The organism is Streptococcus infantis, from assembly GCF_047465525.1.
GTDB classification, from domain to species: domain Bacteria; phylum Bacillota; class Bacilli; order Lactobacillales; family Streptococcaceae; genus Streptococcus; species Streptococcus infantis_R.
In genome coordinates, this window is record NZ_JASGZS010000007.1 from 24,427 (window position 1) to 49,909 (window position 25,483).

The window sequence follows — 25,483 nt, forward strand, 5'->3', positions numbered from 1 at the left end:
GCAACCTCTTTCTAATTAAATTATAACTCAAAAGTTATTAAAAGTAAATCTGAACACTCATAAAAAGAAGACCTTAGAAAAACTCTAAAGGTCTCATCTTTATTATTCGAAAAAATTACGAAAAGAGTTACAAATCGAAGACAATCCTTACTATTATTCCAGCTCGATCCCCTTCTCTCGAAGATTAGTCAGACACTCCTCATAGTAGGCATCGTCATGTTCGCTGTATATAGGACTAGTCAACTTCTCCTCTGCTAAATCTTGATAAAGAGGGCAGGTCTTACCTCGGTAGTTCTTGTCCAGCCACTCTGGACTAACCTTATAGTCTCGGTTAGCCATCTCCTTCATGATCAAGTCATGATAGGCATAGAGACGATAGGGCGAGTGGGTAAAGACATAGTCAACCGTCGCATGCTTTCTGCCCCAGCCATTGCCACGGAGGCCACAGCACTCTCGATGCTGCCCCAAGAGTTGAGGACGGGGAAGTTGTGAAATCAAAGCCTCATGCCAAAGTCTCATGGGAGTCTCCTTTCAGTAAAGTCGAATGTTGCAAATAGGTATTTGGATAGCGATCAAGCAAGTCTCGAGTCTTAGTGATCAAATCTTCCTTAGAAGCCTGACCAAAGCGGTAGCTATCCAGCAATAGCATATAATCTTTGCGCTCATTATCTGTTGCTTGCTTTTTAAAATAGCCCCAAATATGCTGAAAGGCATTGCAAACCTGACCCCTGTGTTCTGGGATTTGACAGGCACGGTCAATGAGGTTTTGAACATAGCTGACTTCCACCTCTTCATTCTTCAAATATTGGCGAATTTCATTGTAAATATTGCTGGAATGACTCAAAACAAGGTATTTGTTTCTAGCCCAGAGTTGCTGGCAAAGGGCACATTGATTGTTATTATTCATATTTGAGATTATACCATGTTTACTCTATGATTTCCGCAATTTTTACATCGTAGGCATTTTGAAGATTGAGCCAAGTTATTATCGAAATATTAGTAATCTTTGCTAACTTCCGAGCAATATCATTACTAATTGATTCCTCACCATTCACTAATTTATAGAGCTTAATTTCAGAAATTCCTAAACGCTCCGCAAATTCTTTCTGCGTTACGTTATAATCTTCAATCAACTCTTCAACGTACTGACCTGGATGAAAAGCAATCAGGTCTTTGTATTCCACAATTTTATTACTCATAGTGATTGCTGACCTCCTCTATTTTTAGGATTTCGATTTCTATTGGACTCTAGGATACCTTCTCCATATCCTCGTTACAAATTCTACGATCAAACGATAAGAAACATAATCTATTAATTAACAAATTGCTTTCTAGATTATATTATCAACAATATTGAGATTTTCAAGTACTATAAACATTATCAATAGAAAAATTTTGAGCAGTTTCATTAATAACAATTCTCTTATTGACACATGGATTTATACTAACACAATCTATACTTTCATGATATACATACTCCAAGATAAATTGAACAAAATCATTTGGAAAAAAAATTCTCTTAACTGGCAATCTAATTTCATTTATAAAAGTTTCTAAATCTGATTGTCCCGAGTAACTATCATCTGTTCCATTGTTTTTATTCCTTATATTTAAACCTTTGTGCATATGTTGTAGCTCATGTACTCTTTCTTCATATCCTGTTTCATCAAAATCGATTCTTATATAATTCATGAAACAATATAGTAAAGCTTCATATCTATCTGACTTAGAAGGTCTACCTGCTAATACATCGTCATTAATAGATGGAATATAGGATAAACTACATTTTACAACACTACCCTGACTATCAAAACAATAATAAAAGCTAATAAATGAATCATCTAACAATTTCAACTGCCAGTTTCCATTGTTTTTTATCTCTCTATACATTTCATCATAATTTTCATAAGTAAATTTACCCGTTTTTTTCCCAATTATATAATTATGATTTATTAGAGTCTGACGATTAATATTTTCATACTTTTGAAATTCTAAAATATAAGGAGAAACAAGTTTTAGATTAGATAAACATTCTAATTGTTGCCTAATTAATTCCAATTCAGTCATTTTTTTGAACCTAATTTTTGTTTTAATAATTGTTCTAGAATTTCAATCGGAAGTTCTTGAGCAGCAATAATATTATTTTCTAATTTCTCATCACTATCTCCCATAATTCTAATTGACTCTTTTTGTTGCTCTGTAGGATAAATAAATTCAAGCTTATAATCATGTTCTCTAGTTGCTTCAATCTCATCTTTCAAAAAATCAACTGTTTCTCCATATAGCCAAACTTTAACTTTAGCTCGAGTCATTGCTGTAAAAATTTCATTTCTATATGTACTATTTCTATTTGAAGTTTGAATTTTATTACAATTTATTAAAAACACTAAATTCGCTTCATTACCTTTTGCTCTAAAAACAGTGGTATAAATAATAGAAGTTTCTGATTTTGTCATCGAAGGCGTTTTTCCACTTACAAGTTTTATATGGACATTTTTATTTAATTCAGTATTATATAACATTTTGTCAAATATTAAGCTAAATTGATTGTAGTTCTTCGTTAAATTATTTCCATCCATATCAATTAACATAATATCACTTGGCTTTACATCTTCTTCTTTTAACAATCGAAGCACTTCCGCGGCAACGATATTATTTTGTAATGACTTACCAATCACATGAATGGGGGCATCTATCTCTATTCCAGTATTATTCTCTTTAGTTCTTTCCAACGTAATATAATTTCCTGCTTTGAAATCTTGTCCCATATTTTTATATCCCATATCCAATAGTGTAGTTTCATCTACAAAATTTACCAAGGGTGTTTCTGACGAATCATCAACCTTCCTATAAACACCTAAACCTATCGCATGAGCTGTAGTAAGTATTTCTTTAGGCGCTCTATAACTAATATTCAGATTAATATCCTTACATCTAGAACTTTCTCCAAATATATCAACTTTCGAAGGTATAGAAACTTGTGCTCTCAGTGATTGTAGTTCGTCATAAGCATAAATTAAGTACCCCGTACGAACATCCCTTTTAAGTGTTTCTAACGCCAAATGAAAAAAATTAATCCCAAAATCTTGTGCCTCATCAATAAAAATATAATCGTAAGTTCCCTTATAATCCATCTGTTTCTTTAGTTCTTCATGTAAATTTTTACATACAAACTCAAAAGGATCCTCTCCACCAGACTTTTCTACAGCTTCACCATAATTAAAATACTCACTATCAGTTTGTTCACAAATATCAGAATAAAATCCTCTACTTCCTTTCCCTCCCCAAGAATGAAAAATTTTAATATTTTCAAAATTTGGCTCGTTATACCTATCATAATCTTTATAAAAATCGGTAAACATTTTTATCATACTACTTCGTAAAGAAGTTGTATAGAAAATAAAAGCAATCTTTAAATCTGGCTCTTGAAAATGTAAATAAGCCATTTTTTTTAGCATGAGAATAGTTTTCCCACTTCCAGCAAGTCCTCTAATTCTCTGATGAGAATCAATTGTACTATGAACCATATTGAATTGTGTTTCATCATATTTTCCAATATAATTATTTCTTTTTTTTATTAAACTACCTAAAGTAGTTTCTGAACTTGTTTCTCGCTTATCAGTCTTTGTTAAATTAAAGGATTGCTGAATAGCCCGATTAATTTTTAATAACGTTTCGTCAGATAAAATATCATTACCTTCAAATGTATCGACACTTAATTCTGTAGAGGTATTTAGCAACTTCACATATTCTTTAAAGTTTAAAGTAATGTCTACTAAGCTAGAATCCTGCGCCAGATAATAGATAAGACTATTTGAAAATACTTTTTCTTCAATATCATTCTCATAGAGGAGATAAATTCCAGATCTTAACAATATAATTGCTTTTAAAAAATCTTTTCTACCATTTTCATTTATAATCGGATAACCGCAATATATATCCCCACAATATCCATTGCTTTCTAAGATTATTATGATATTTTCTATCACTGACTGAGTTTTTTACTCAATCTTTCAGTTTCACCAAATTTACTAATCATTTTTTCCCTCTATTCTTTTCTAAAACCTGTCCATTCATCAGCATTGGCAAGAGCCAATCGCGAAGTTGGGTGAGTTCTTGGTTTTCAAAAATGTTATTCCTAATCTTTTTATAAATCACATCTGCTTTATTTGCGAATTGTAATGATATTTTTTTGTCAGGAACTATAACTAATTTCTCTTTTAAAAATTTAAAATGTCTAGCATACCCATAATTCGATAAATCAAAATCTTCAATCATGTGATAAAGTAATATATTAGAAATATTCTCATTATTAGAAATCAATACCTGAGTCCCATCTGCCCCTCTAGCATAATCAAAATTTATAAATTTTACTACTCTGGTGTGATCGCCAAAAATGACATGTCCATTTTGAGGCTGTATTAAAGAGCTCTGGTTATTCGTAAAACCTGCAATATATTTTTGACTCTGATCGATAACAGGTATTCTCCCTACAAATTCAATCGAATTATTTTCAATTTTTTCAGCTTTAGTAACTTTATCTAATAAATTACCAACACTCTCCACTCCCCACCCCTCTGGGATTTCGCGTTTGAGTTCAGGGTTATAGACCATCTTTCCGCCTGATGATTTGTAGGGTTTGCCATTCTGGTCTGGGAAATCAAACTGGACAAACCAGTAGTCATAGAGGGTCTTAGCCATGGCTTCCAACTCTTGGTTGATTTGGTTGTTGATTTGTATTTTATCATCAATTGCTGAGAGAATATTTGCAATTTTTCTTTGTTCTTCTAAATCTGGAATCAAAAAATCTGAGATTTTCAAAGCATTTTCATTTACTCTTTTTCGACCTGAAGTTCCTTCCATCAGACTAATCGCTTGTTTTCTGAACTCCGGGCTAATTGATAGATAGTACAAAAAACGCTCATCAATATTTTCTTTAGCTCTTAAAACAATAAATTCTGTGGACCCAAAGCCTATTTCATCCTCTTGAAGACAATTGACGAATGCTGTTTTCCCATTTTCTAAACATGGGGTAATTTTTGCTAAAAGGGTATCACCATTTCTAAACTTAGTTCCACCCCTAAATTCACCATAATCAATTTTTACAACATCTCTCTGAAATTCTTTAATGTTTGCCATCGGTATGTTGGGAGCAATATCCCCTTTTTTTAGATTTTCCGTTGGTTTTAAAAAAGCAATTTCTTGTAGTTGTTTTTTTCTCCACTTACTCATACTTCAACCCCTTCATCTGCTCTTCAATCTCCTGCTCCAAGGCATGTGATTGCTGGAAGAGATCTGTGAGTCTATTTTGAAAGGCGGTCATCTTAGCTTCAAACTCTTCTTCTGTAATATCGACATAGTCGATCTTGATGTCAAAGTATTGACCTGCGCTGAGAGAGTAGTTTTTCTCCTTGATTTCCTCATAAGAGACAGTGACTGAAAAGTCCTCAACGGCTTCTTTCTTGATAAAAGTCTCGACGATTTTCTGCTCTTCCTCTGGAGAAAGCACGGTCTTTTGGTTCTTACCTTCCTTAACCTTGGTTCCGAGATTTGATGCATCGATAAGGACGACATCACTCTTGTTTTTCTTATCGATAAAGAGGATGGAAACGTTGGTACCTGTCGTCGCAAAGATATTAGACGGCATGGAAACGACACCAGCAAGCATTTGATTATCCACCAAGTGTTGGCGGATAGACTTGTCAATCCCTGACTGGGCCGTGATAAAGCCTGTCGGTAGGACTACGGCTGCTTGACCGTCTGGCTTCAAGGAGTAGATGATATGCTGGACAAAGAGCTCATAGATAGCCATCTTATCCTTAGACTTAGCTGGAACCTTGGGCACACCTGCAAAGAAACGCTCACTGGCTTCTGGCAAACTTTCCACTCGATCACGCCACTCTGAAAAGTCCAGCTTGAAAGGAGGGTTAGAGACGATATAGTCCATCTTTTCAGGATGACGGTTAGCGATAATGGTATTCCCCTGTACGATATTATGTATAGAATGTTGCAATCCGTTCAAGATGAGGTTGAGACGAAGGAGATTGGATGACTTTTGCGAAATATCCTGACTGTAAACAGTGGTCTTATCCACACCGATACGACTAGCCAGGTTCATCAGCAAGGTTCCAGAACCAGCAGAAGGGTCATAGATGCGCACGTTTGATGGTTGGTCATTCCCCACAAGAATATCAGCAATAATCTTAGCAACTGAGTGAGGCGTGTAGTACTCGGCATACTTGCCACCACCGTCTTTGTTGTAGTCCTTGATCATGTACTCAAAGAGAGTAGAGAAAAAGTCAAAGCCTTGTGAAAAAATGGTCTCATCAAACTTGACGCGTGCAAGGAGATTGATGATGGCTTTTGCCACTTCGTTACGCTTACTGCTATCTGATATTGTGTCGGTAATCAAGCGTTCATCAAATAGACGAATAGCTGTGTCGCCGTCTGTGTGCACAGAGAAAATATCGTTATTGTCAATAGCTATCTGATTAAGAGTATTTTCAAAACTCTCGTAAAAAGTCGCTTCATTTTGCTGACGGTGAAGCGTTTCGATCAACTGGTCTGGCTTGAGCCAAGCCGTACTTGTACCGATATCCTCCAAGAGCCAGTCATAATCATCTTCACCCATTACCAACAAGTTTTCATAAGTGTTGGATTCATCCAGCACCTTGGCTTGATATAAAAACTTATCATTTAAAAACTTGTAGAGGAAAGACTGGGTGAGGAGTTTGTACTCACCCGCTTCTCCTCCTAGTCCCGCATGGGTAAAGACCGCTTTCAAATCATCTACCAAGTCTTGGACTTGGACTTTATATGTTTCATTCATTAGTGTTGGTATTCCTCTTCATATCCTTCAAATAAAGACTCGACGATATAATTAAAATCCTGTCTTGTCAAACTACTTGCAGATTGGTTGGTTTTCATTTCAATCCGAGCTTCTTCTCGAATCATCTTCTTAAGAAAGTCCTCGTTATCGAGCACTCCTTGATTTTGACCGATTTTACGGTCTAGTCTAACTTTAGAACCCTTGATGACATGGTAGATAGCAGGAAACTCACTGACCGTGGTTGAGTTGGTCACGTGCTTGTAGGAACGAGCTGCCATCTCATCTCCGTTAAAGTTCATGGTTAAGCGTCTCATACGAGTATGATAGTCCTCCACGGACTTAAAGAGTTCTTCATAGTCTTTTTGGGTTTCTTTGATATTGTCCATGGTGAAGCCTTCTTGGCCATGGATCAGGTGTTTTTTCATGATGCGCTGGAATTCTTCGTAGAGAGAGACCCACTCAGGATCCTTTTCATCACGTTGTTTTTTAATGCCACTTGCAACTCGACGTTTCAAATCTTCCAAGTCATTGGCTGCTAGACGGAGTTCTTCCTCTGCAATCTTGACAAAGCTAAAGCTAGTCTCAGACATGGCAAGATTTAAGAGAGTCCTACTGGAGAAATCGTCTGGTTTATCGATCAGAGACAGTGTCAGCATCCTTCTAGAGAGGACATTGAGCAGGGTTGCAATCTGGGCAATGTCAATCTGCTGGAACAGGTGTTGGTAGCCAAGGAGACGGGCGATATTGTAGTACTGCTTGATAGACTCCAAGGCCTTACGAAGATCGATTAACTGCTTCTTATCCTTGATATCATTGATAGCTTGGGAGAAGTATTCTAGATTGTCCGTTGGATAGTCGATGAGGATATGCTCGGTCTTGCTCAACTCTTGAGAAATCTCATCTGCTGACACAAAGAGCGAGCCAAAAACATCCTCACCATTTTCCCCAGTCAGGGTCGAATCATACTCTTGGTTGAGCTCTTCCAGATAGGCACGATTGGTCTTGTCAAACTCCTTGGAAATATCTGCAAAGTCAATGACATAGCCAAAGAGGTAGTCCTTGTAAGGACGATTAACACGGGTTAGTGTTTGCAAAAGATTGTGAGCCTTGATCTTGCGCCCTAGATAGAGTCGTTTGAGACGAGGCGCATCAAAACCTGTCAGGAGCATGGAGTAGACAATGATAAGGTCAATCTTGCCTTCCTTGTAGGCGTCTACCTTGTCCTTCTTCTCTTCCTTGTCTCCCTCGTCATGGAGGATAAGAGCCGAAGTCAACTTGGTTGAGCCGGCTTGACGACGTTCTTCCAATTGCTTTTCAAGCTCACGCGCCTGCTTGGACGAATCACAGACAATCATGCCACCAATAGTCTGGTCATCAAATACCAAATCACGAGCACGATTGAAGTCCTCGATGATAAAGTCTAGCATAGGCTCCACATAGTGAGGATGGGCAAAGATATCTTCCTTGGACAGGTCACCTCGTTGGATCTCTTCGTTGATGGATCTGAGATTGTCCCTATAGGAGGTCTCGATATCCTCTCGCATCAGGCGTAGGGTAAAGCCATCATCGATAGACTGGTTGTAGTAATATTTATGGATATAGTCCCCAAAGATATCACGCGTGGTCGCATGACTTTCCTTGGTCTTGCCATCTTTCTTATAGGTGATGAGGGGCGTTCCTGTCAAGGCAATCTTAATTGCCTTGGTATCTGCCTGATAGAGATTTGGCAGGTAGGAACCTCGTTCATTGTAAGAACGGTGGGCTTCATCGATAAAGTAGACATTTTGACGATTGAGGTCATAACCAGAGCGGTCTGTCAGATCTGAATCATCCTTAAACTTCTGGATATTAACCACAGCGACATCATAGCCGTCTTGTTTTTGATTGAGTTCTTGTGGGTTATTGATGCGCTTAACCTTGAGGCCTCGTTTGGTGAATTCCTTAAAGGCCTGGTCTGCCAAGTCCAAACGATCGACGACAAAGTAAAACTGAGGAACGATTCCCTCTTTTGAGAAATAGTTGGTTAGATAGCGGATATTAAAGAAAGCCAAGGCAGTCTTACCTGAACCTTGGGTATGCCAGATAACCCCTTTCTTGACACCTTTTGCAATTGTTTCTTCGATAGCACGTGTCGCAAAATACTGAGGATAGCGCATGACGTGCTTCTGCAACTGCATCTGACCGTCCTTGCTTTCTTCTTCGACATAGACCAGACCAAAACGAAGCATAAAGAGCAAGCGTTCCTTCTGATACAAAGAAGACAAGAAGGCATTGCAAGGTGTATCAGGATTTAGGTTTGTTGTAAATTCTGGCTGAGATTTGAGGACAAAACGCTTCATGTCTTCTAGGACGAAGTCAATTTGGTTCTCCGTTAGCGTGGCAAAGGAATGAAGGAAATCTTCTTCTCTTTCTTCCTTGAAGGCATTAAACTTGGTTTTTGAATAGGCGTTCGAACCGTAATAAGAACCCTGTTTTTGCTGACCTTGGCCACTGATGTAAGGCAAGTTATCAGAGAGGGCTATCAACTGGGTGATATTGTTGAAGCGACGGAACTTACGATTTTCAAAACGGTATCTGGTTCTGTCTTGCTCAGACTGGATTCCAGTCTTCCCATCTCGGACAGCATTTGGCTGTTTGACTTCGATATAAGAAAGAGGCAAACCATTGATAAAAATAACAATATCTGGGCGGAATTCATCCTGACCATTTTGGCAAGTAACTTCAAGGGCTAGATGGAAGGTATTAGCTTCAGGATTTTCCCAGTCAATATAGGTCGTGCTTGTTTCTCCACTGATTCGTTTGTAAAAAGCCCGTCCCAAATCATTTTGATCCAACTCTAGCTTGATGTTAGCAAGTTCTCTCTCGAAGTCTTCCTCTGTCAAGTAGTTATTAAATTTTAGAAATTGCTCCCTAAAAACAGATACAAGGATGTTGGTATCTGGATCTCTTTCTGCAATCTCCTTCCCATTCCGAGAAAGATAAGTATAGCCCAAGCGTATAAGGTGCAGGGCTGCTGGGATTTGGACCCTGGTTAGTTCAGAAAAATCTTTTCTTTTTGCCATCGAAAACCTTCCTTCTTCTGTATACAGAACCATCTATTCATACAGGTATTTTCAGATTATCTGTCATCACTATCAACTATTCCCTTTTCATAAAAGGTTACTATCTCTATTATTATATCATATTCCAAGTGAAATAAACTTCTTCTCCCTCCCTACTTCAAGGCACTTTTGACCTTCTTCTTGGTGAGGAGGCGGTCGTTTTTGTTGGCTAGGGATTTGAGCCGGGCTTCGAGTAAGATTTTTCTACCCGCTTCATTACGGGTGTAGACCAGCTGATAATCACCTAGCTGTGGTGCGACGGCATTTTGAAAGAGCTGGGCATCTTCCTTGCGTTTTTCAAAGAGGCTAGGAACTACAAAATACTTGGATTGACCTGCTGGTGCTTTTTTTGCTACTAAGAGGTAGCGTTGATTGTCCACTGGCGCAAAGAATTCACCCAAGGTCTGAGAGAAGAGCTCCTTATCTCTCAAACTGCCCCCCTTAAGATAGGCAAAAATGCTATAACTTTCCTTATCTTCCTCTACCTGCACGCGCGACTGGTCATCGGACAAATGCCCCATCTTTAGCATGGCATTACGAATACCTTCACCCGCCTGCCGTAGGCGTACATAAGGACTCTTGTAAAAGAAATAGCGAATCACAGTGTAGGCTAGAAAGAGGATGCTCAGTCCAAACAACCAGCGAATACTAGTTCCACGGACCCTAAAGATATAAAAGAGGAGATTGAGAGTCGTTAGCATAAAGGAATAACGGAGCCATTTTTCAGCATCAACAAGAGTGAGCAGAGGGATCTGCTTGCGATCTGTTGCTACCTCATTGACAATCTCTAGCTTATCCGCAACTACCAACGCCTCCTGCCATTTTTTGCGAAGGGTGGTACGGTCCTTGGACAATTCCTTGATTTTCTGATTATAGGCTTGAATCTTATTTTTCTTAAAGGGTGGTTTAGGGAAGTCCAAGCGATCCAGACCTGTCTCGATGGTATCCTCCTTATAGGACAAGCCAAGGAAGTGGTCCATACGACGGGCAAGAGTTTGCAGGTCCTGATATGGATTGAGGTCTTGTTCTTCTTGATCCTCCTTAGAAAAGGCTGGATTTTTGTATGGTTTGATAGCTACAAGGTGCCAGATATTGCTGGTCTTATCTGGATGTCCTGGCCAGATACGGATAGCACGGCCTCGCATCTGATTACTGAGCATAAAGCTTCCGACAAAACTTCCTAGGATGAGAGAGTTGACGCAAGGCGCATCCCATCCTTCTCCCAAGAGTGACTTAGTTCCGACCAAGACCTGGATGGCACCCCTCTGAAAGAGTTCAGTTACAGCCCCTACCATACCTTTACAGGTTGAGGGGAAACCTACCTGAAGATAGGCATCTGGATCTAGTTGACCAATAGCTGAGAAGGTCAAAGCGACTGTTGGCAAGAGTGCTTGGAGTTCCTCCCTAACACTAGTTGGCACGATAACCACACTTCCCGAAAGCACTGCTAGGGGAACAGAAATCCCCTGTTTCTGAGCACTGCGGCGAATAGTTTCAAAGTAAGGGAGGACACCTAATTGCGTGATTGGTGCTTGGTCATCTCCCAGATAACTAGCAAAATCCTTGCGGATATAGTCCGCCAAGACTAACTGTCTCAAGTCCTGACCTAGACTAGCATACTCGGTTTCAAAGATAGATGCGATGCCAGCCAGTTTTCCTAGAGATTGATTGAGAATTTGGTCATTGGCCTTGGATTTGACCAAGAAGACCTGACGTTTTTCAATCAATCCTCTTGATTTCAACTCAGCTTCTATCTTTTTCTTTGTCTCCTGTGGATCCTCATACCAGTCGGGTGTCTGATAGAGAAGGCCTTGCAAGAGGACTTCGAGCCAGTAGTAATTAAGAGCAGGTAAGCCTTCAGCACCTAATAAATCTCGTAAGTGCTTAGGAATTTCTAGCTTTTGAGCCTGTAGATAAATGAGTAGCGCTGAAAGATACTTGGGATCTTCGAGGAGCATATCCGCAGAGATTTCCCCTTTGAGAACCTTGGAACTCTTAATCAACTCTTGAAAATCAGAATCAACGACTAGTTGGCTGACATACTGCCACTTGGTATCCTCAAATTCTTCCAGTTTCTTGTCTTCTTCCTTGGTCGGAAAACAGATATAGACAAAGTCCTGGTGAGGGCAGAGGGTGTCTTCCTTGACTAGTTCTGGCACCGTGATTTCTTGGTCGATTTCGCCACACATTTGGAGATAGCGATCCCAGAGTTCTGGCTCACTATCATAAGGAGGTGTTGCTGTGAGAGAGATAATTTGCAGTTGTTGGTAATTTTTACGGAAGTCTTCTAGGCTTTTCCACCATTCATTTCTCAAGTGATGGCATTCGTCCAGACAGAGGGTTTCAACACCCCTTTCCTTGAGGTTGGCAATTAGGTCAAATCCGACAAAGTCCTCAACCTCTCCATTATCTTCTTGCGATTGTACTTGTTGCATGGCACTGTGAAAGGCTTGATAGGTGGCGATGGTGATTTGCTTCATGTCCTTGAGATTTTGAGATACGAGACTTGTGATCTGGTCCTCATCCTCTAAAAAGGCCAGGCGAATCCTATCTACCCATTGTTCCCGAATGGTAACAGTCGGCACCAAAACCAGAGCTGGCTTATCAAAGCGAGCAATCAACTCGATACCAATGGTTGTTTTACCAGAACCTGGTGCTGCCACCAAGTGGACATGGCCATCTGTTTGATATTCCTGAAAGTTATCCAAGACCTGTCTTTGGTAGTTGCGCCAAGTGCCATTAAACTTCAATCCTAACATGATTTTCCTCATTCTAAGCTGCCATTTTCTTACTCCCATTTTACCATACTTGAGGCAAAGTCACATGAAGTACCCCATATAGTCTTTCTCCTTAAAATATGGTATAGTAGAATCATACTACTCAAGAGGAGTTTACATGTCACACGATAAACAAATGAAAGCTGTTTCTCCCCTTCTACAGCAAGCAATTAATATTTCCTCCATCATCGGTGGAGTTGGTACTTTGATTTTCTGTATCTGGGCCTATCAGGCTGGAGTCTTGCATTCCAAGGAAACCCTATCTGCCTTTATCCAACAGGCCGGTATCTGGGGGCCACCACTCTTTATCTTTTTACAGATTTTGCAGACGGTTGTTCCTATCATCCCAGGTGCTCTGACCTCTGTTGCAGGTGTCTTTATCTACGGGCATATCGTTGGGACGATCTACAACTATTTCGGTATTGTTATTGGTTGCGCCATTATCTTTTACCTGGTTCGCCTCTACGGAGCACCCTTCGTTCAGTCTGTCGTCAGCAAGCGCACCTATGATAAGTACATCGGTTGGTTAGACAAGGGTAATCGCTTTGATCGATTCTTTATCTTTATGATGATTTGGCCGGTTAGTCCAGCGGACTTTCTCTGTATGTTGGCTGCTTTGACCAAGATGAGCTTCAAGCGTTACATGACTATTATCGTCTTGACCAAGCCCTTTACCCTGGTCGTTTACACATACGGCTTGACCTATATCATTGATTACTTTTGGCAAATGTTCGCCTGATCACTAAAAAAAGTTGATCAAAAACTCAATTTTATACTCAATGAAAATCAAAGAGCAAACTAGGAAACTAGCCGCAGGTTGCTCAAAGCACTGCTTTGAGGTTGTGGATAGAACTGACGAAGTCAGTAACATATATACGGCAAGGCGACGTTGACGCAGTTTGAATTTGATTTTCGAAGAGTATTATCAGAAAATGAAAAAAATAAAACGCATAGTATTGAACTGAACCCCAAAAGTTAGACAGAAAAAATCTAACTTTTGGGGTGTTTTTATTATGAAATTGACTTATAAAGATAAAGTTCAGATCTATGAACTTAGAAAACAAGGATATAGCTTAGAGCAGCTTTCAAATAAATTTGGGATAAACAATTCTAATCTTAGGTACATGATTAAATTGATTGATTGTTACGGAATAGAGTTCGTCAAAAAAGGAAAAAATCGTTACTACTCTCCCGAATTAAAACAAGAAATGATTGATAAAGTTCTACATGAAAACTGGTCTCAAGATAGAGTTTCTCTCGAATATGCTCTCCCAAATCGTGGTATGCTTCCAAATTGGATGGCACAATACAAGAAAAACGGGTATACTATTGTTGAAAAGACAAGAGGGAGAGTACCTAAAATGGGGCGTAAACGTAAGAAAACTTGGGAAGAAATGACAGAACTAGAGCGACTCCAAGAAGAGAATGAACGCTTACGTACTGAGGTGGCTTACTTAAAAAAGTTAAAAGAGCTAGAAGACAGGGACGAAGACATACAACGAGAAAGGCAGAGACAATTAGAGAAATGGCTTCAGGAGGATTTCGACTAGATTTACTTCTTGAAGCGGCTCGTTTACCTCGCTCAACTTACTACTATCAGTTGAAGCAACTGGATAGGCTTGACAAAGATAAAAATCTTAAAGCTGAAATTCAAGTTATTTTTACTGAGCACAGAGGAAATTATGGCTATCGCCGAATGACTCTTGAATTGAGAAATCGTGGTTATATGGTCAATCACAAAAGAGTCCAACGCCTGATGAATGTCCTTGGTTTAAGTGCTCGAATTCGTCGTAAACGGAAGTATTCTTCTTACCAAGGAGAGATTGGTAAGAAAGCAGATAATCTTATTCAACGCCAATTTGAAGCAACCAAACCAATGGAAAAGTGCTATACAGATGTGACAGAATTTGCCATTCCAGCAAGCAGTCAAAAACTCTACTTATCACCAGTTTTAGATGGCTTTAATAGCGAAATTATCGCCTATAATCTTTCAACTTCACCAAACTTAGATCAAGTGGAAGCTATGTTAAACCAGGCCTTCAGTGAGGATCATTACACAAATACTATTCTCCATAGTGATCAAGGATGGCAGTATCAACATCAGTATTATCATCATTTTTTAGAGGGTAAAGGAATCCAACCGTCCATGTCACGTAAAGGAAATAGTCCAGATAATGGCATGATGGAGTCCTTCTTTGGCATTCTTAAGTCTGAGATGTTTTATGGTTATGAGAAGACCTTTCACTCACTTGAGCAATTGGAGCAAGCTATTGTAGACTATATTGATTATTACAACAACAAACGAATTAAGGTAAAACTAAAAGGACTCAGTCCTGTGCAATACAGAACTAAATCCTTTGGATAAATTAATTGTCTAACTTTTTGGGGTCAGTACAGTATCAAGGCTTTTCAAGACCTGATATTATGCGTTTTTCTGATTGTAATAACTTTTTGCCCAGCCTCTTTTTGTTAACCTTCTTTTTTCAATAGGAGAGAAACAAGGACTGATGTGACAATCATCCATGCTCCTAGAATGATAAAGGTCATTCGACCATTCGTTGTTACTAAGCCAATTCCTGAAAGAACAAAGGGTGTTAATGACGCACCAAAACTACATCCCAAAACAGTATAGGAAGTTGCTTTGTTGAGGAGTTTTGCTGGGATTCTTTCAGATATCAATTGAAAGACTGTCGTAAGAGCGATGCTGTAGGCAAATCCTCCTAAGACCGAACCTGCAACGACTACCCAGAGAGAAGGTGAGAGAGCAATGATGATTTGCCCGATACCAAAGGTTACACCCGCAACCAATAAAAGTTTTTCCTTAAAGGCAGAGATGAGGAAAGAAAAGCTAATTCCCGCCAGAATCCCAACCAACTGCATGGCACTGAGTACCAGGCTTGACAATTGAGCATCTCCAAAGCCTGCCTCAATCATAAGACTAGGAATACGGAAGGTAATGGCTGTATTGGTACATACAATGACTGCAGCCCCAATGGCTAGAAAGAAAATCAACTGTTTCATAGAGCGAGTCAATCTTACTACTTCTTCTGGCTTTTGCTTGGACTCATGAACTTCTTCTTTGTTATAAGGGACAAAGAGAAGGAAGAGTACAAGAACCACTAGACCTGCTGCATAGGCTAGGAAGGTGGCGGTCCACCCAAAGGCCAAAAGTTGACCGACTGCCAAGGTCAAGATAGAGGCTCCTACCACCTCAGCTGAGCCACGAAAACCAAGCATCTGAATACGAGTTTTGCCGTGGTATCGTTCACTGATGATAGAGATAGCCTTGGCGTTTAGCATCCCCACACCAATCCCAAATAGCAAGCGTGTCGCAAAAACAAAGTAATAACCCTGATACCAGAAAGGAGCTGTTCCACTGATTGATAAAATCAAGAGTCCCAAGGTTAATTGGAGACGTTCTGGAAAAAGTCGTTCTAAAACTCCATTTAAGAGGAGCATGGCCATAATTCCAAAGGAAGGGAGGCTGACCAAGAGCTCGACCTGACCGGTCGAGTAACCCTGATAATAGTCAAACATGGCTGGTAGGGCACTTGATATTGAAAATGATGTGATCAATACTAACGACAGGGAAAGTATACTCACTTTTTCCAAAAATTGTTTCATTTTATCCTCATTCATTATTTATGTTAAGTCAAAAGAGCTAGATATTACTGTAGAGATAAAAGTTATCTTTTATCTAGTCCCTATCACTCTTTTATCAAAAAGTTCCTTTCCTATCATACACTGTTTCCCAAAAATTGGCAAGCAACTGATACTCAATGAACATCAAAGAGCAAACTAGGAAGCGAGCCGCAGGTTGCTCAAAACACTGTTTTGAGGTTGTGGATAGAACTGACGAAGTCAGTAACAAATATACGCCTAGACGAAGCTGATGTGGTTTGAAGAGATTTTTGAAGAGTATGCTTTATAAGTTCAACATAAAAAGTAGGACCATCTGACTCGGTCAAGCCTGATGGTATCCTACTTTTATAGATTTTAGTAAACTATCTTACTTAGATTTTCAAGAATCGACGCATGGAGATTCCTGAACCAAGTGAACCGATACAGATTCCGATGACAAACAAGAGACCGATCATCAATGGAATAAAAGCATCTGGGGTAATCAAGGATAGGTTTTGTCCAACCAAAGATGGGTTAACTGATTGGTAGACTCTGTTGTAGATAAAGTAAACCATGATTGATGGAATAGTTGCTCCTAATAGCCCAATGAAGGCACCTTCTAGCAAGAATGGCCCACGAATGTAGCTATTTTTAGCACCAACCAAACGCATGATTTGAATTTCACGACTACGTGAAATGATAGTGATACGAATGGTATTTGAAATCAAGAAGACTGCGATGAAAATCAAGAGTCCTGCAATGACCAATCCCCAAACACGGATAAAGGAAGCCAACTTGAAGAGACGCTCCGTATTGGCACCACCGTCTTGAACCTCCGAAACTCCTTCGATTTTCTTAGCTTCTTCAGCGACTGGTTTCACATCACTTGGTGAATTGGTATCGACAATGTAGGCATCATGAAGAGGATTGGCATCTCCTTCAAAAACCTTCCACTCGTCACCCATGGTTTCAGTCAACTTTTGGTACTGCTCTTCTTTACTTGAGAAGGTTACATTTTTAACGGCTGGCATAGCCTTTAGGGCATCATAAACCTTGTGGTAGTCATTGTTAGTGACTGTCTGGCCTTCTTTTACGATGGTTTCACTATTGTCTTCAACGTCTTTACGGACATAAACCATGACACGTACGTTGTTTTCGATATCCGTTGCCAATTTTGCAGTATTAAAGATAACTGAAGCAAAAATAGCAACTAAGGTCAAGGTAATCATTACTGAACTGACAGCAGCAATGGTCATCCACCCATTACGCTTTAAACTCTTTAAAGCTTCGAATAGATGGCGGAAAAATCTACTAATCATCGTATCCGTACTCTCCTTTCGCTTCGTCACGAACCACACGACCATTCTCGATGGCAATGACACGGTGGCGCAAGGTATTTACGATTTGACTGTTGTGAGTGGCCATCAAAACAGTTGTCCCTTGAAGATTGATACGTTCCAAAAGGTTCATGATTTCCCATGAATTATCTGGGTCCAAGTTACCTGTTGGTTCATCTGCAATCAAAACTTTAGGATTGTTTACGATAGCGCGAGCAATGGCGATACGTTGCTGCTCACCACCTGATAATTCATTAGGGAATGAACGAACCTTGTGTTTTAAACCGACAAGATCCAAGACTTCCATAACACGTTTTTTGATATTACGACGACTTTCACCGACAACCTCCATGGCATAAGCAATGTTCTCATAAACGGTTTTCTTTGGCAAAAGTTTGTAATCCTGAAAGACAACTCCAACACTACGACGAAGGAGCGGAATATCTTTCTTTTTAATCTTCACGAGGTTAAAACCTGCAACCTGCAAACTTCCTTTTTCAACTTTAACCTCACGATACAAGGCACGGATAAAGGTTGACTTACCTGCACCTGAAGGACCTACGATATAGGCAAACTCTCCTGGTTCAATATTCACAGAGACGCCACGTAGGGCTGTTGTCCCGTTGTCGTATTTTTTGACAACATCTCTCATTTCAATGATCGACATGTGACTTCCTTTCTATTAACTAATACGCCATTTCAGATAGGCATCAATGAATCCATCTAAGTCTCCATCCATAACCTTATCTACCTGCGCAACTTCAAAACTGGTACGGTGATCCTTCACCATGGTATAAGGGGTAAAGACATAGGAGCGGATTTGGCTTCCCCATGTGATTTCTTTCTTATCCCCCTTAAGGGCATCTACCTCAGCAGCTTTCTTTTCCTGCTCCATCTGATAAAGTTTTGCCTGAAGCATCTTCATCGCACGATCACGGTTTCCATACTGAGTACGGTCAACGGTTGATGCAACGACAATCCCTGTCGGAATGTGGGTCAAACGGACACCTGTTGAAACCTTGTTGACGTTTTGTCCACCTGCTCCACCCGAGCGGAAAGTATCCATCTTGATATCATCTTCTCGGATGTCAACTTCAATAGTATCATCCAACTCTGGCATAACTTCTACAGAAGTAAACGAGGTGTGACGACGCTTAGCTGAGTCAAATGGTGAGATACGTACCAAACGGTGAACTCCCATTTCTGATTTGAGAAGTCCATAAGCATTTGGTCCTTCAAAAGACAAAGTCACCGACTTAATTCCTGCTTCATCACCCGCTTGATAGTCCAAGACTTCAACCTTAAAGCCTTTAGCGTTACCATAACGAGTGTACATACGAAGGAGCATATCGCCCCAGTCTTGGGCTTCTGTTCCACCAGATCCTGGGTGAATCTCTAAAATAGCATTATTATGATCATAAGGCTCTGACAAGAGCAGAGTCATCTCGTAGCTAGTCATCATCTGATCTAGTTCAACTAGCTTCTCAACCAACTCATCCTTGACAGATTCATCTTCTGCTAAAAAGTCTAGTAAGATTTCAGCCTCATCCTGCAACTCTTCCATGGTATGGAGGGTATTGTAGGTATTTTTTAGTTCATTTAATTCTTGCGACGTTTTTTGGGCCGCAATATTATCGTTCCAAAAATCAGGTTCTGTCATTTTGTTTTCCAAAATGGCAATTTCTTCTTCTAACCCTTCGAGGTCAAAGAGACCCCCTAAAAGAAGCTAATTTTTCACGATTGGCGTCAATTTTTTGACGAATTTCTGAAATGTCCATATATACTCCTTTTTCGTATCGTTTTATTATACCATAATTTTTCTTATTTATCTAATCAGTCGGTTTTAAAATTTCTTATCAAAATATTTCTATTTGAAGACAAAGAGGATGTTTTCAACAATATAGGGGGTAAAGAATCAAAAAACATCCCAAAGTTGATCAATATTCTCATTCTAAAAACATTGATCGATTCTTTGAGATGTATATAAATACTATTTCATGAGAAAGCTAGGTAATGACTGAAATACTAGCACATAGGGAACTTTCTCAAAAACTTAGTATGAGGTAGAAAGCACTTATTCTTTATCTGCCTTCAAAGTCGAAGTTTCTTGGGCATCTGCTGATTTTTCTTCCTTATCTACCGGCTTATCAGAATCCTTCTTAGGATCTGCTTGATTTCCCTGAACTTCGTCCTCTTTTACAGGATTTAAGCTCCAAATACCATCTTGATTGACATTGTAGCCATCAGGTGTTGTTCCATTTCTTAGAAGTGAACCATCTGCTTGGAAATAGTACCAGTTGCCATTCAACTGTTTCCAACCAGTTTGCATAGCGCCACTAGTATTGAGATAATAACGAGAGCCATCAATCTCTTGAAGACCTGTTAGCATGATGCCTTCCTTGTCTAGATAGTACCATGTGTCCTTATCTTTGAACCAGCCTGTCTTCATTGCTCCGCTAGTTGCAAAGTAGTAGTAATGATTATCAAGCCATTTCCAACCAGTTTGCATAGCTCCACTTGCATTTAGATAGTAGCGAGTACCTTCGATTTCTTGAAGGCCAGTTTGCATGATACCTTCTTTATCTAGATAATACCAAAGATCGTTTTCTTTGAGCCAGCCTGTCTTCATTGCTCCACTACTTGTGAAGTAACTATAATGATTATCAAACCATTTCCAACCTGTTTGCATAGCCCCACTTGCATTTAGATAATAGCGAGCACCTTCAATTTCTTGTAGGCCAGTTTGCATGATACCTTCTTTATCTAAATAGTACCAAAGTTCCTTGTCTTTTAACCAGCCTGTCTTCATCGCTCCACTACTTGTGAAGTAGCTATAATGATTATCGAACCATTTCCAGCCAGTTTGCATAGCCCCACTTGCATTGAGATAATAGCGAGTACCTTCGATCTCTTGGAGTCCAGTTAGCATGACACCTTCTTTATCCAAGTAATACCAAGTATCTTTATCCTTGATCCAACCTGTTTTCATCGCTCCGGAACTTGCAAAATAGTTCCACTGACCTTCAATCAAGGCCCAACCTGTTTGCATAACTCCCTTATTATCAAAGTAGTAGGTTACTCCATTGATTTCCTTTTTACCAACTATTTGTTTTCCTTCTTCATTAAAGTAGTACCAGTTTGATTCAATTTTTTGCCATCCAGAGCCTGTCTCATCTGACTGTAATTCCCCACTACTTGCAAAGAACATTTTCTTACCATTAAAGACTTGTGAGCCAGTAAGCATTTTACCATCTTTATCAAATAGGTACTTTTTGCCACCTATTTCAGCTAGTTCATTGTATGTTCTAGCACCAGACCATGTGATATAGTACCAAGTCCCATCATGCTTAAACCAACCTGATACCTGCATACTTCCATCGTTGTTGAGATAATACCAGTTTCCATCTATTTTTTCTTTAGAATCTTTCAGATGAAGCCATCTATCAGCCTGCATTTGGCCTTGTCCATTAAAGAAATAGTAAACCCCATTAATTTTTTTCCAACCAATAGCCATTTGATCATCAGATAGACGATATTTCCAGTAGCCATCTTCCTTATACCACTTTTCTGATACTGTAGGAATATCAGGGAAAGAGTCTGATACATTTGAAAAACCACTATCGCTGATATCAAATACTGTCGCATCTTTGATTTTACTATAAGCCTTGATAATTTGTATATTTTTTTCTCGAAGCAAATTAGTTGTTGATTGACGATTAATATCTGCTCCACTTGTTTGAACAACTATGCTAGGTGACAAATTTTCAATAAAGTTAACTGTGTTTGAAATCGTGGCATCATAATGATGATTCCATTTCATCATATCTACTTTACCAATTACAGGACCTAATCTATCTTCAGCCCCCTGATCATTATCTAAGTCTCCACCTAGATAGATTTTCTTACCAGCTACATTCACCACAGCAACAATTGAGTTAGAGTTATCATCATAGACTCTTTTTAAATTCCCATCAGGACCATACTCATTTTTATAATTGTATAGTTGGATATCCATATCACCCAATTTAAAATGACTATCCTGATCAGAAATATCTTGAATAAGAGTTACACCACGTTCTAGAGCTGTTCTCACTGCATTATCATAATTATAGAGATTATCCCACAATCTCCACTGTGTTGTAATACGTTCGTCTGAATATTTTTTGAGATAAAATCTGTCAACAGAGTAACGTTTTAAAACTTCATCTGCAGTACCAATATGATCACTATGAACATGGGTTCCTAAAACAAAATCTAATTTTTTAACACCAACTTGTTTTAAATGGCGGAAAAGTCTGTCCTCAATTGTATCTTCATTCTCCCTACTAATTCCCCAACGATCTGGATAGAGTGGATTACTTCCATCTGGAAAATCATAGTCTTCACCCATATCAATTAAACCAAAATGTCCATTGCTTTCCAAGAGGATAGCATCACTTCCTGACTTTGATTTCAAATTAATAAAATGGATCCTATTACCTCCACCAGTAGAAATAGTATCAGCAAAAGCTGGTTTCGATAAAGATAGTATCACTAAGGTATATAGAAGACAACTGTATAATAGTATATTTTTTATTTTTAAATTTTTCATATAAATTATATTTCCCTTTATTTAATTGAATATTCTGTTAACTTTTCTATTTGTAAAAGTTTAAACTCTTACTTTCGATAAGCCTTTATACTATGGCTATACCACTCCTGCATTTCTATTGATGGCGGAGTCATGTAATCCCCATACATCTGGGTTAAAAAGATATCGTAATTCTTTGGAATAGGTACCATTCGACCTTCAAACTCTGTTAAAATCAGTTCTTTAAGGGTTCCTGCTGGAAAGACTTCTTTCATTTTTTCTTTTCCAACTCCAATGGCTCCTTCATAAGTAGGATTGTCTGTCACACTATTTTTCACTAACTCATCTATTTTCTTATAGAAATATCTCGGATTAACCAGTCTGAGAGGATACCAAGTACACAAGCGAAGGAAATCTTTTAATTTGCTATCTCCGTGAACCGCACGTTCTTTCTTGATATAGGCAAGCTGACGCAAAGCAACATATTTATAGCTCTTATCAACAATACTTAAATCTGAAAATTGATCAATCGGAAAGACATCAATGAACAAACTAGTATCATGGCGCTTATATTTTACGTTATCTTCAATTACAGTTGATGTATCTAAAATAGCTGCAAAATTATGGAAATACCAAGAAGAGGTATCGTAAGAAAGAACACGATAAACAGGATGTTGGTCCTCCTCAATTGCTTTTAATAGACGCTCATAGTCTTTTCTATACAGTGAGATATCGATATCATCATCCCAGGGAATCATTCCCTTATGACGAACAGCTCCCAGCATGGTTCCATAGCTGAGGAAATAAGGAATATCATTTTTCTTACAAATTTCATCAACATAGTCCAAAATACCTAGTTGAATTTCTTTAATCTCATTTTTTTCTAAGTACTGCATTTAATCCTCCAATTTATAGGCTTCAAATTCGTGACTATAAAACTGTTTTTCTTTTGGTGGGAGAGTCATATAATCACCATAATACTGCTTCAAAATAGCATCGTATTGTTTCGGTGCTGAAAGCATCAGATGTTCAAAAGGAACTTCAATTAAATCTTCAAAAACTTCTTTGGCAAAGACTTCTTTTTCCTTAAACTTGGAAGGAATAAAAGCAAGATATTGTCCATCTTCTACCCTATACTTTTGAATTTGCTGTTCAATTTGACTTGCAAAATAACGGGGAGAAATCGGACGAAAGATAAACCAGAAGAAGGAACGAATTAAGTCTTTTAACTTACTATCTCCATAAACAATATTCTTATGCTTACTGAAGGACAATAACTTAAAGCTTTCCAACTTATAGCAAACATCGATAACCTTAGTATCGTTGAAAGAATCCATTGGAAAAATATCAATGAAAATTCCAGAATCATAAGTTTTTGTATTTCTTGTATCCACTATTCTCGTTGTCGTATCTACAACCTTTATAAAATTATTATAGTAGTGATCATCGGTTTCCAAAGCTAAAATCTTATATTTCGATTGTTCTTGATGAAATAACTGGATAAAACGTTCGTAGTTTTCACGGGTCATAGAGAGGTCTATATCATCATCCCAGGGGATAAAACCCTTGTGACGAATAGCTCCTATCAAAGTACCATAATTGATAAAATAATCAATATCATGCTTTTTACAAAACGAGTCAATAAAAGCTAAAATATCAAGTTCAATTTGTTTAGCCTCTTCGATACTTAATCTTCTCATCTATTCCTCCTAAGATTTTTTAATACGTTTTTTGAGCGAGATGACATGACCTAAAAATTCATAAAAGATACTATCTTTGGTCCAAACCAGTAAACCAATATAGCTAAGAGCTGATAAGACCATGATAATCAACATATTGATTAAGAAAGGTAGGTTGATCACCATTTTGACCGGATAAACAAGATTAACTAAAAAGTAGATCGGAACAAATGTCAATGCGAAAAGAGAATAACGCACCGTATATTTGAAGATATGTCCTAGATTAATGAGCTTGGTCTTATGAATAAAGATAACGTAGAGTACTAGGAGAAAACTTTCCGATAACATCGTCGTAATCAAATAGTACTCCGGTGTAATAATATTATTAAAGTAGAGGAGACTATCAAGAACTAGGTTCAGTCCACCAGCAAATAAGGTATAGACTGTAATTCTTTTTTCAAATCCATTTGTAAAGAGAATTTGAGAGCCTAGAATAGTATCTAGGGCAAGAATAATGGTACGAAAAGCAAAGAGGGATGTTAAGATGCCACCACCAATATACTTCTCACTACCATACAAAAGGATTGCATTTGGCCCTAAAATCATCAATCCAAAACTAAGTGGAATGATGAAGAAGTTGAAAATGCGACTTCCTCGATTCACCAAATTTACATACTCTTCTTTTTTTCCAATACCTAGATAGTAGCTCAAGCGAGGAACACTGACTCCAATCGCACCCGTAACAACACCAGCGATGACCGTTACAATTCGTTGTGCCATTGTATAATAACTGACGTTCACATCAACTCCAGTTTTTACCAAAAAGAGACGATCCAGGAAGGTAAATAGCATATTGGCATTGGCAAAGATCAGCATGGCTGTCAAAGGTAGGAAAAGAGGTTTAAATTCTTCTAATGTAACCTTAACAAACTGAATATCTCTTTTAATCCAAAAATAACTAATGAGATAATTGATGAGAGTTGAAAGACTCATAATCAGTGTATAGATAACAATATCATGCTCATTTTTCACAAATAAAAAGATGGATACCAGCATGAGAATGCGAATAAATGCTGTTTTATAAAATAAAAAGCTATAATTCTCAAGCGCTTCATTCACCCATTCGATTGAGAAAATCTGAGCTATGAGTTGAACCCCCATTACCAAGAAGATTTTCTTAATAACAGGATTACTATTAAAGAACAAAGGATACGATAAAAGATAGACGGCACTTGTAATAATCGTACAAGCTACACACAAATAAAAAAGACTTGAAAAGACTTTATTTAATTCCTTCTTATTATCTTTTACATTACTAATAGCTCGAAGTCCGTAATTATAGACTCCATAGGTTGCAAAGGGCAAGAAAAAAGACAGAATGGTATCAACAGAGTTGAAATAACCATAGTCTGTTCGATCTAGAACACGCGCAACATAGGTACCCGTCAAAATTGGGAAAATAATATTTAAAACACGAATCCCCATATAAGCCAGGGCATTTAATTTTATACTTTTCATTCAATTTACCTCGTTGATTTATTATATCATAAACTTAGTTAAAAAACCTAT

General features: G+C 38.4%; 18 protein-coding genes and 2 pseudogenes. 2 read left to right on the forward strand and 18 right to left on the reverse strand.

Annotated elements, in window-relative coordinates; genetic code table 11:
• Positions 1 to 153: 153 nt before the first annotated feature.
• The 10 genes and pseudogenes from QM374_RS03630 to QM374_RS03675 all read right to left on the reverse strand — a co-directional run bounded on the left by QM374_RS03630 (position 154) and on the right by QM374_RS03675 (position 12,689).
• The gene (locus tag QM374_RS03630; protein ID WP_414310896.1) at positions 154 to 519 is read right to left on the reverse strand and encodes a TIGR02328 family protein; all 366 of its coding nucleotides are present in this window, start codon (positions 517 to 519) and stop codon (positions 154 to 156) included.
• On the reverse strand, positions 503 to 907 hold the full coding sequence (locus QM374_RS03635) for a YbgA family protein (protein ID WP_414310897.1): 405 nt from the start codon (positions 905 to 907) through the stop codon (positions 503 to 505). Before QM374_RS03635 ends, QM374_RS03630 begins: the two co-directional genes overlap by 17 nt.
• Before the next feature lie 22 nt (positions 908 to 929).
• Positions 930 to 1,199, reverse strand: a pseudogene (locus QM374_RS03640) (HigA family addiction module antitoxin); the annotation flags it as partial.
• Positions 1,192 to 1,301 (reverse strand): annotated as a pseudogene (locus tag QM374_RS03645) (addiction module toxin RelE); the annotation flags it as partial. The pseudogenes QM374_RS03645 and QM374_RS03640, both read right to left, overlap by 8 nt.
• Before the next feature lie 61 nt (positions 1,302 to 1,362).
• Positions 1,363 to 2,067, reverse strand: coding sequence for a hypothetical protein (locus QM374_RS03650; RefSeq protein ID WP_414310898.1), 705 nt, complete (start codon positions 2,065 to 2,067; stop codon positions 1,363 to 1,365).
• Complete coding sequence (locus QM374_RS03655) at positions 2,064 to 3,989, reverse strand: DEAD/DEAH box helicase (protein ID WP_414310899.1); 1,926 nt, start codon at positions 3,987 to 3,989, stop codon at positions 2,064 to 2,066. The genes QM374_RS03650 and QM374_RS03655 overlap by 4 nt, the downstream gene beginning before the upstream one ends.
• 46 nt (positions 3,990 to 4,035) lie before the next feature.
• Positions 4,036 to 5,232: a restriction endonuclease subunit S gene (locus QM374_RS03660; protein WP_414310900.1), complete on the reverse strand. Its 1,197-nt coding sequence runs from the start codon at positions 5,230 to 5,232 to the stop codon at positions 4,036 to 4,038.
• Positions 5,225 to 6,829 (reverse strand): HsdM family class I SAM-dependent methyltransferase, encoded by a 1,605-nt coding sequence (locus tag QM374_RS03665; protein WP_414310901.1) that lies wholly within the window; start codon positions 6,827 to 6,829, stop codon positions 5,225 to 5,227. Before QM374_RS03665 ends, QM374_RS03660 begins: the two co-directional genes overlap by 8 nt.
• Positions 6,829 to 9,891, reverse strand: coding sequence for a type I restriction endonuclease subunit R (locus tag QM374_RS03670; protein ID WP_414310902.1), 3,063 nt, complete (start codon positions 9,889 to 9,891; stop codon positions 6,829 to 6,831). Before QM374_RS03670 ends, QM374_RS03665 begins: the two co-directional genes overlap by 1 nt.
• Positions 9,892 to 10,043: 152 nt before the next feature.
• Positions 10,044 to 12,689, reverse strand: a complete 2,646-nt coding sequence (locus tag QM374_RS03675) for a DEAD/DEAH box helicase family protein (protein ID WP_414310903.1) — start codon at positions 12,687 to 12,689, stop codon at positions 10,044 to 10,046.
• 136 nt (positions 12,690 to 12,825) lie between these two features.
• Here QM374_RS03675 and QM374_RS03680 point away from each other — a divergent pair, with 136 nt between their 5' ends.
• Positions 12,826 to 13,446, forward strand: a complete 621-nt coding sequence (locus tag QM374_RS03680; RefSeq protein WP_371560368.1) for a TVP38/TMEM64 family protein — start codon at positions 12,826 to 12,828, stop codon at positions 13,444 to 13,446.
• Between the two features lie 274 nt (positions 13,447 to 13,720).
• A protein-coding gene (locus tag QM374_RS03685; protein WP_414310904.1) for an IS3 family transposase occupies positions 13,721 to 15,072 on the forward strand; the annotation gives its coding sequence in 2 pieces (ribosomal slippage) (positions 13,721 to 14,162 and positions 14,162 to 15,072; 1,353 coding nt in all).
• A 104-nt stretch (positions 15,073 to 15,176) separates the two neighbouring features.
• On the opposite strand, the gene QM374_RS03690 is transcribed toward QM374_RS03685, so the two are convergent.
• From QM374_RS03690 to QM374_RS03725, 8 genes are all read right to left on the reverse strand, one after another.
• Positions 15,177 to 16,331: an MFS transporter gene (locus tag QM374_RS03690; protein WP_414310905.1), complete on the reverse strand. Its 1,155-nt coding sequence runs from the start codon at positions 16,329 to 16,331 to the stop codon at positions 15,177 to 15,179.
• A gap of 389 nt (positions 16,332 to 16,720) precedes the next feature.
• Positions 16,721 to 17,647: a permease-like cell division protein FtsX gene (gene ftsX, locus QM374_RS03695; RefSeq protein ID WP_070459836.1), complete on the reverse strand. Its 927-nt coding sequence runs from the start codon at positions 17,645 to 17,647 to the stop codon at positions 16,721 to 16,723.
• Positions 17,640 to 18,332 (reverse strand): cell division ATP-binding protein FtsE, encoded by a 693-nt coding sequence (gene ftsE / locus QM374_RS03700; protein WP_223338957.1) that lies wholly within the window; start codon positions 18,330 to 18,332, stop codon positions 17,640 to 17,642. Before ftsE ends, ftsX begins: the two co-directional genes overlap by 8 nt.
• Positions 18,333 to 18,347: 15 nt before the next feature.
• Positions 18,348 to 19,443 (reverse strand): peptide chain release factor 2 gene (gene prfB / locus QM374_RS03705; protein WP_371607479.1). Its coding sequence is split into 2 segments (ribosomal slippage): positions 18,348 to 19,370 and positions 19,372 to 19,443, totalling 1,095 coding nucleotides; the frame shifts between segments, so codons are not numbered across the junction.
• Positions 19,444 to 19,739: 296 nt separating this feature from the next.
• Entirely contained in the window at positions 19,740 to 22,256 is a 2,517-nt protein-coding gene (locus QM374_RS03710; RefSeq protein ID WP_414310906.1) for an MBL fold metallo-hydrolase, read from the reverse strand.
• 68 nt (positions 22,257 to 22,324) lie between these two features.
• Complete coding sequence (locus QM374_RS03715; RefSeq protein WP_414310907.1) at positions 22,325 to 23,131, reverse strand: LicD family protein; 807 nt, start codon at positions 23,129 to 23,131, stop codon at positions 22,325 to 22,327.
• Entirely contained in the window at positions 23,132 to 23,935 is an 804-nt protein-coding gene (locus tag QM374_RS03720) for a LicD family protein (protein ID WP_414310908.1), read from the reverse strand.
• Positions 23,936 to 23,944: 9 nt separating this feature from the next.
• Positions 23,945 to 25,432 carry an oligosaccharide flippase family protein gene (locus QM374_RS03725; RefSeq protein WP_045763506.1) on the reverse strand — a complete coding sequence of 496 codons (1,488 nt, stop codon included), beginning with the start codon at positions 25,430 to 25,432 and terminating at the stop codon, positions 23,945 to 23,947.
• Positions 25,433 to 25,483 lie beyond the last annotated feature (51 nt).

Excerpts from the sequence above, each read along its gene's own strand:
- ftsX (WP_070459836.1), bottom strand. The coding sequence starts at position 17,647 with ATGATTAGTAGATTTTTCCGCCATCTATTCGAAGCTTTAAAGAGTTTA.
- QM374_RS03680 (WP_371560368.1), top strand. The coding sequence starts at position 12,826 with ATGTCACACGATAAACAAATGAAAGCTGTTTCTCCCCTTCTACAGCAA.
- QM374_RS03690 (WP_414310905.1), bottom strand. The coding sequence starts at position 16,331 with ATGAAACAATTTTTGGAAAAAGTGAGTATACTTTCCCTGTCGTTAGTA.
- QM374_RS03725 (WP_045763506.1), bottom strand. The coding sequence starts at position 25,432 with ATGAAAAGTATAAAATTAAATGCCCTGGCTTATATGGGGATTCGTGTT.
- QM374_RS03660 (WP_414310900.1), bottom strand. The coding sequence starts at position 5,232 with ATGAGTAAGTGGAGAAAAAAACAACTACAAGAAATTGCTTTTTTAAAA.
- ftsE (WP_223338957.1), bottom strand. The coding sequence starts at position 18,332 with ATGTCGATCATTGAAATGAGAGATGTTGTCAAAAAATACGACAACGGG.
- QM374_RS03630 (WP_414310896.1), bottom strand. The coding sequence starts at position 519 with ATGAGACTTTGGCATGAGGCTTTGATTTCACAACTTCCCCGTCCTCAA.
- QM374_RS03650 (WP_414310898.1), bottom strand. The coding sequence starts at position 2,067 with ATGACTGAATTGGAATTAATTAGGCAACAATTAGAATGTTTATCTAAT.
- QM374_RS03635 (WP_414310897.1), bottom strand. The coding sequence starts at position 907 with ATGAATAATAACAATCAATGTGCCCTTTGCCAGCAACTCTGGGCTAGA.
- QM374_RS03670 (WP_414310902.1), bottom strand. The coding sequence starts at position 9,891 with ATGGCAAAAAGAAAAGATTTTTCTGAACTAACCAGGGTCCAAATCCCA.
- QM374_RS03675 (WP_414310903.1), bottom strand. The coding sequence starts at position 12,689 with ATGTTAGGATTGAAGTTTAATGGCACTTGGCGCAACTACCAAAGACAG.
- QM374_RS03720 (WP_414310908.1), bottom strand. The coding sequence starts at position 23,935 with ATGAGAAGATTAAGTATCGAAGAGGCTAAACAAATTGAACTTGATATT.
- QM374_RS03715 (WP_414310907.1), bottom strand. The coding sequence starts at position 23,131 with ATGCAGTACTTAGAAAAAAATGAGATTAAAGAAATTCAACTAGGTATT.
- QM374_RS03710 (WP_414310906.1), bottom strand. The coding sequence starts at position 22,256 with ATGAAAAATTTAAAAATAAAAAATATACTATTATACAGTTGTCTTCTA.
- QM374_RS03665 (WP_414310901.1), bottom strand. The coding sequence starts at position 6,829 with ATGAATGAAACATATAAAGTCCAAGTCCAAGACTTGGTAGATGATTTG.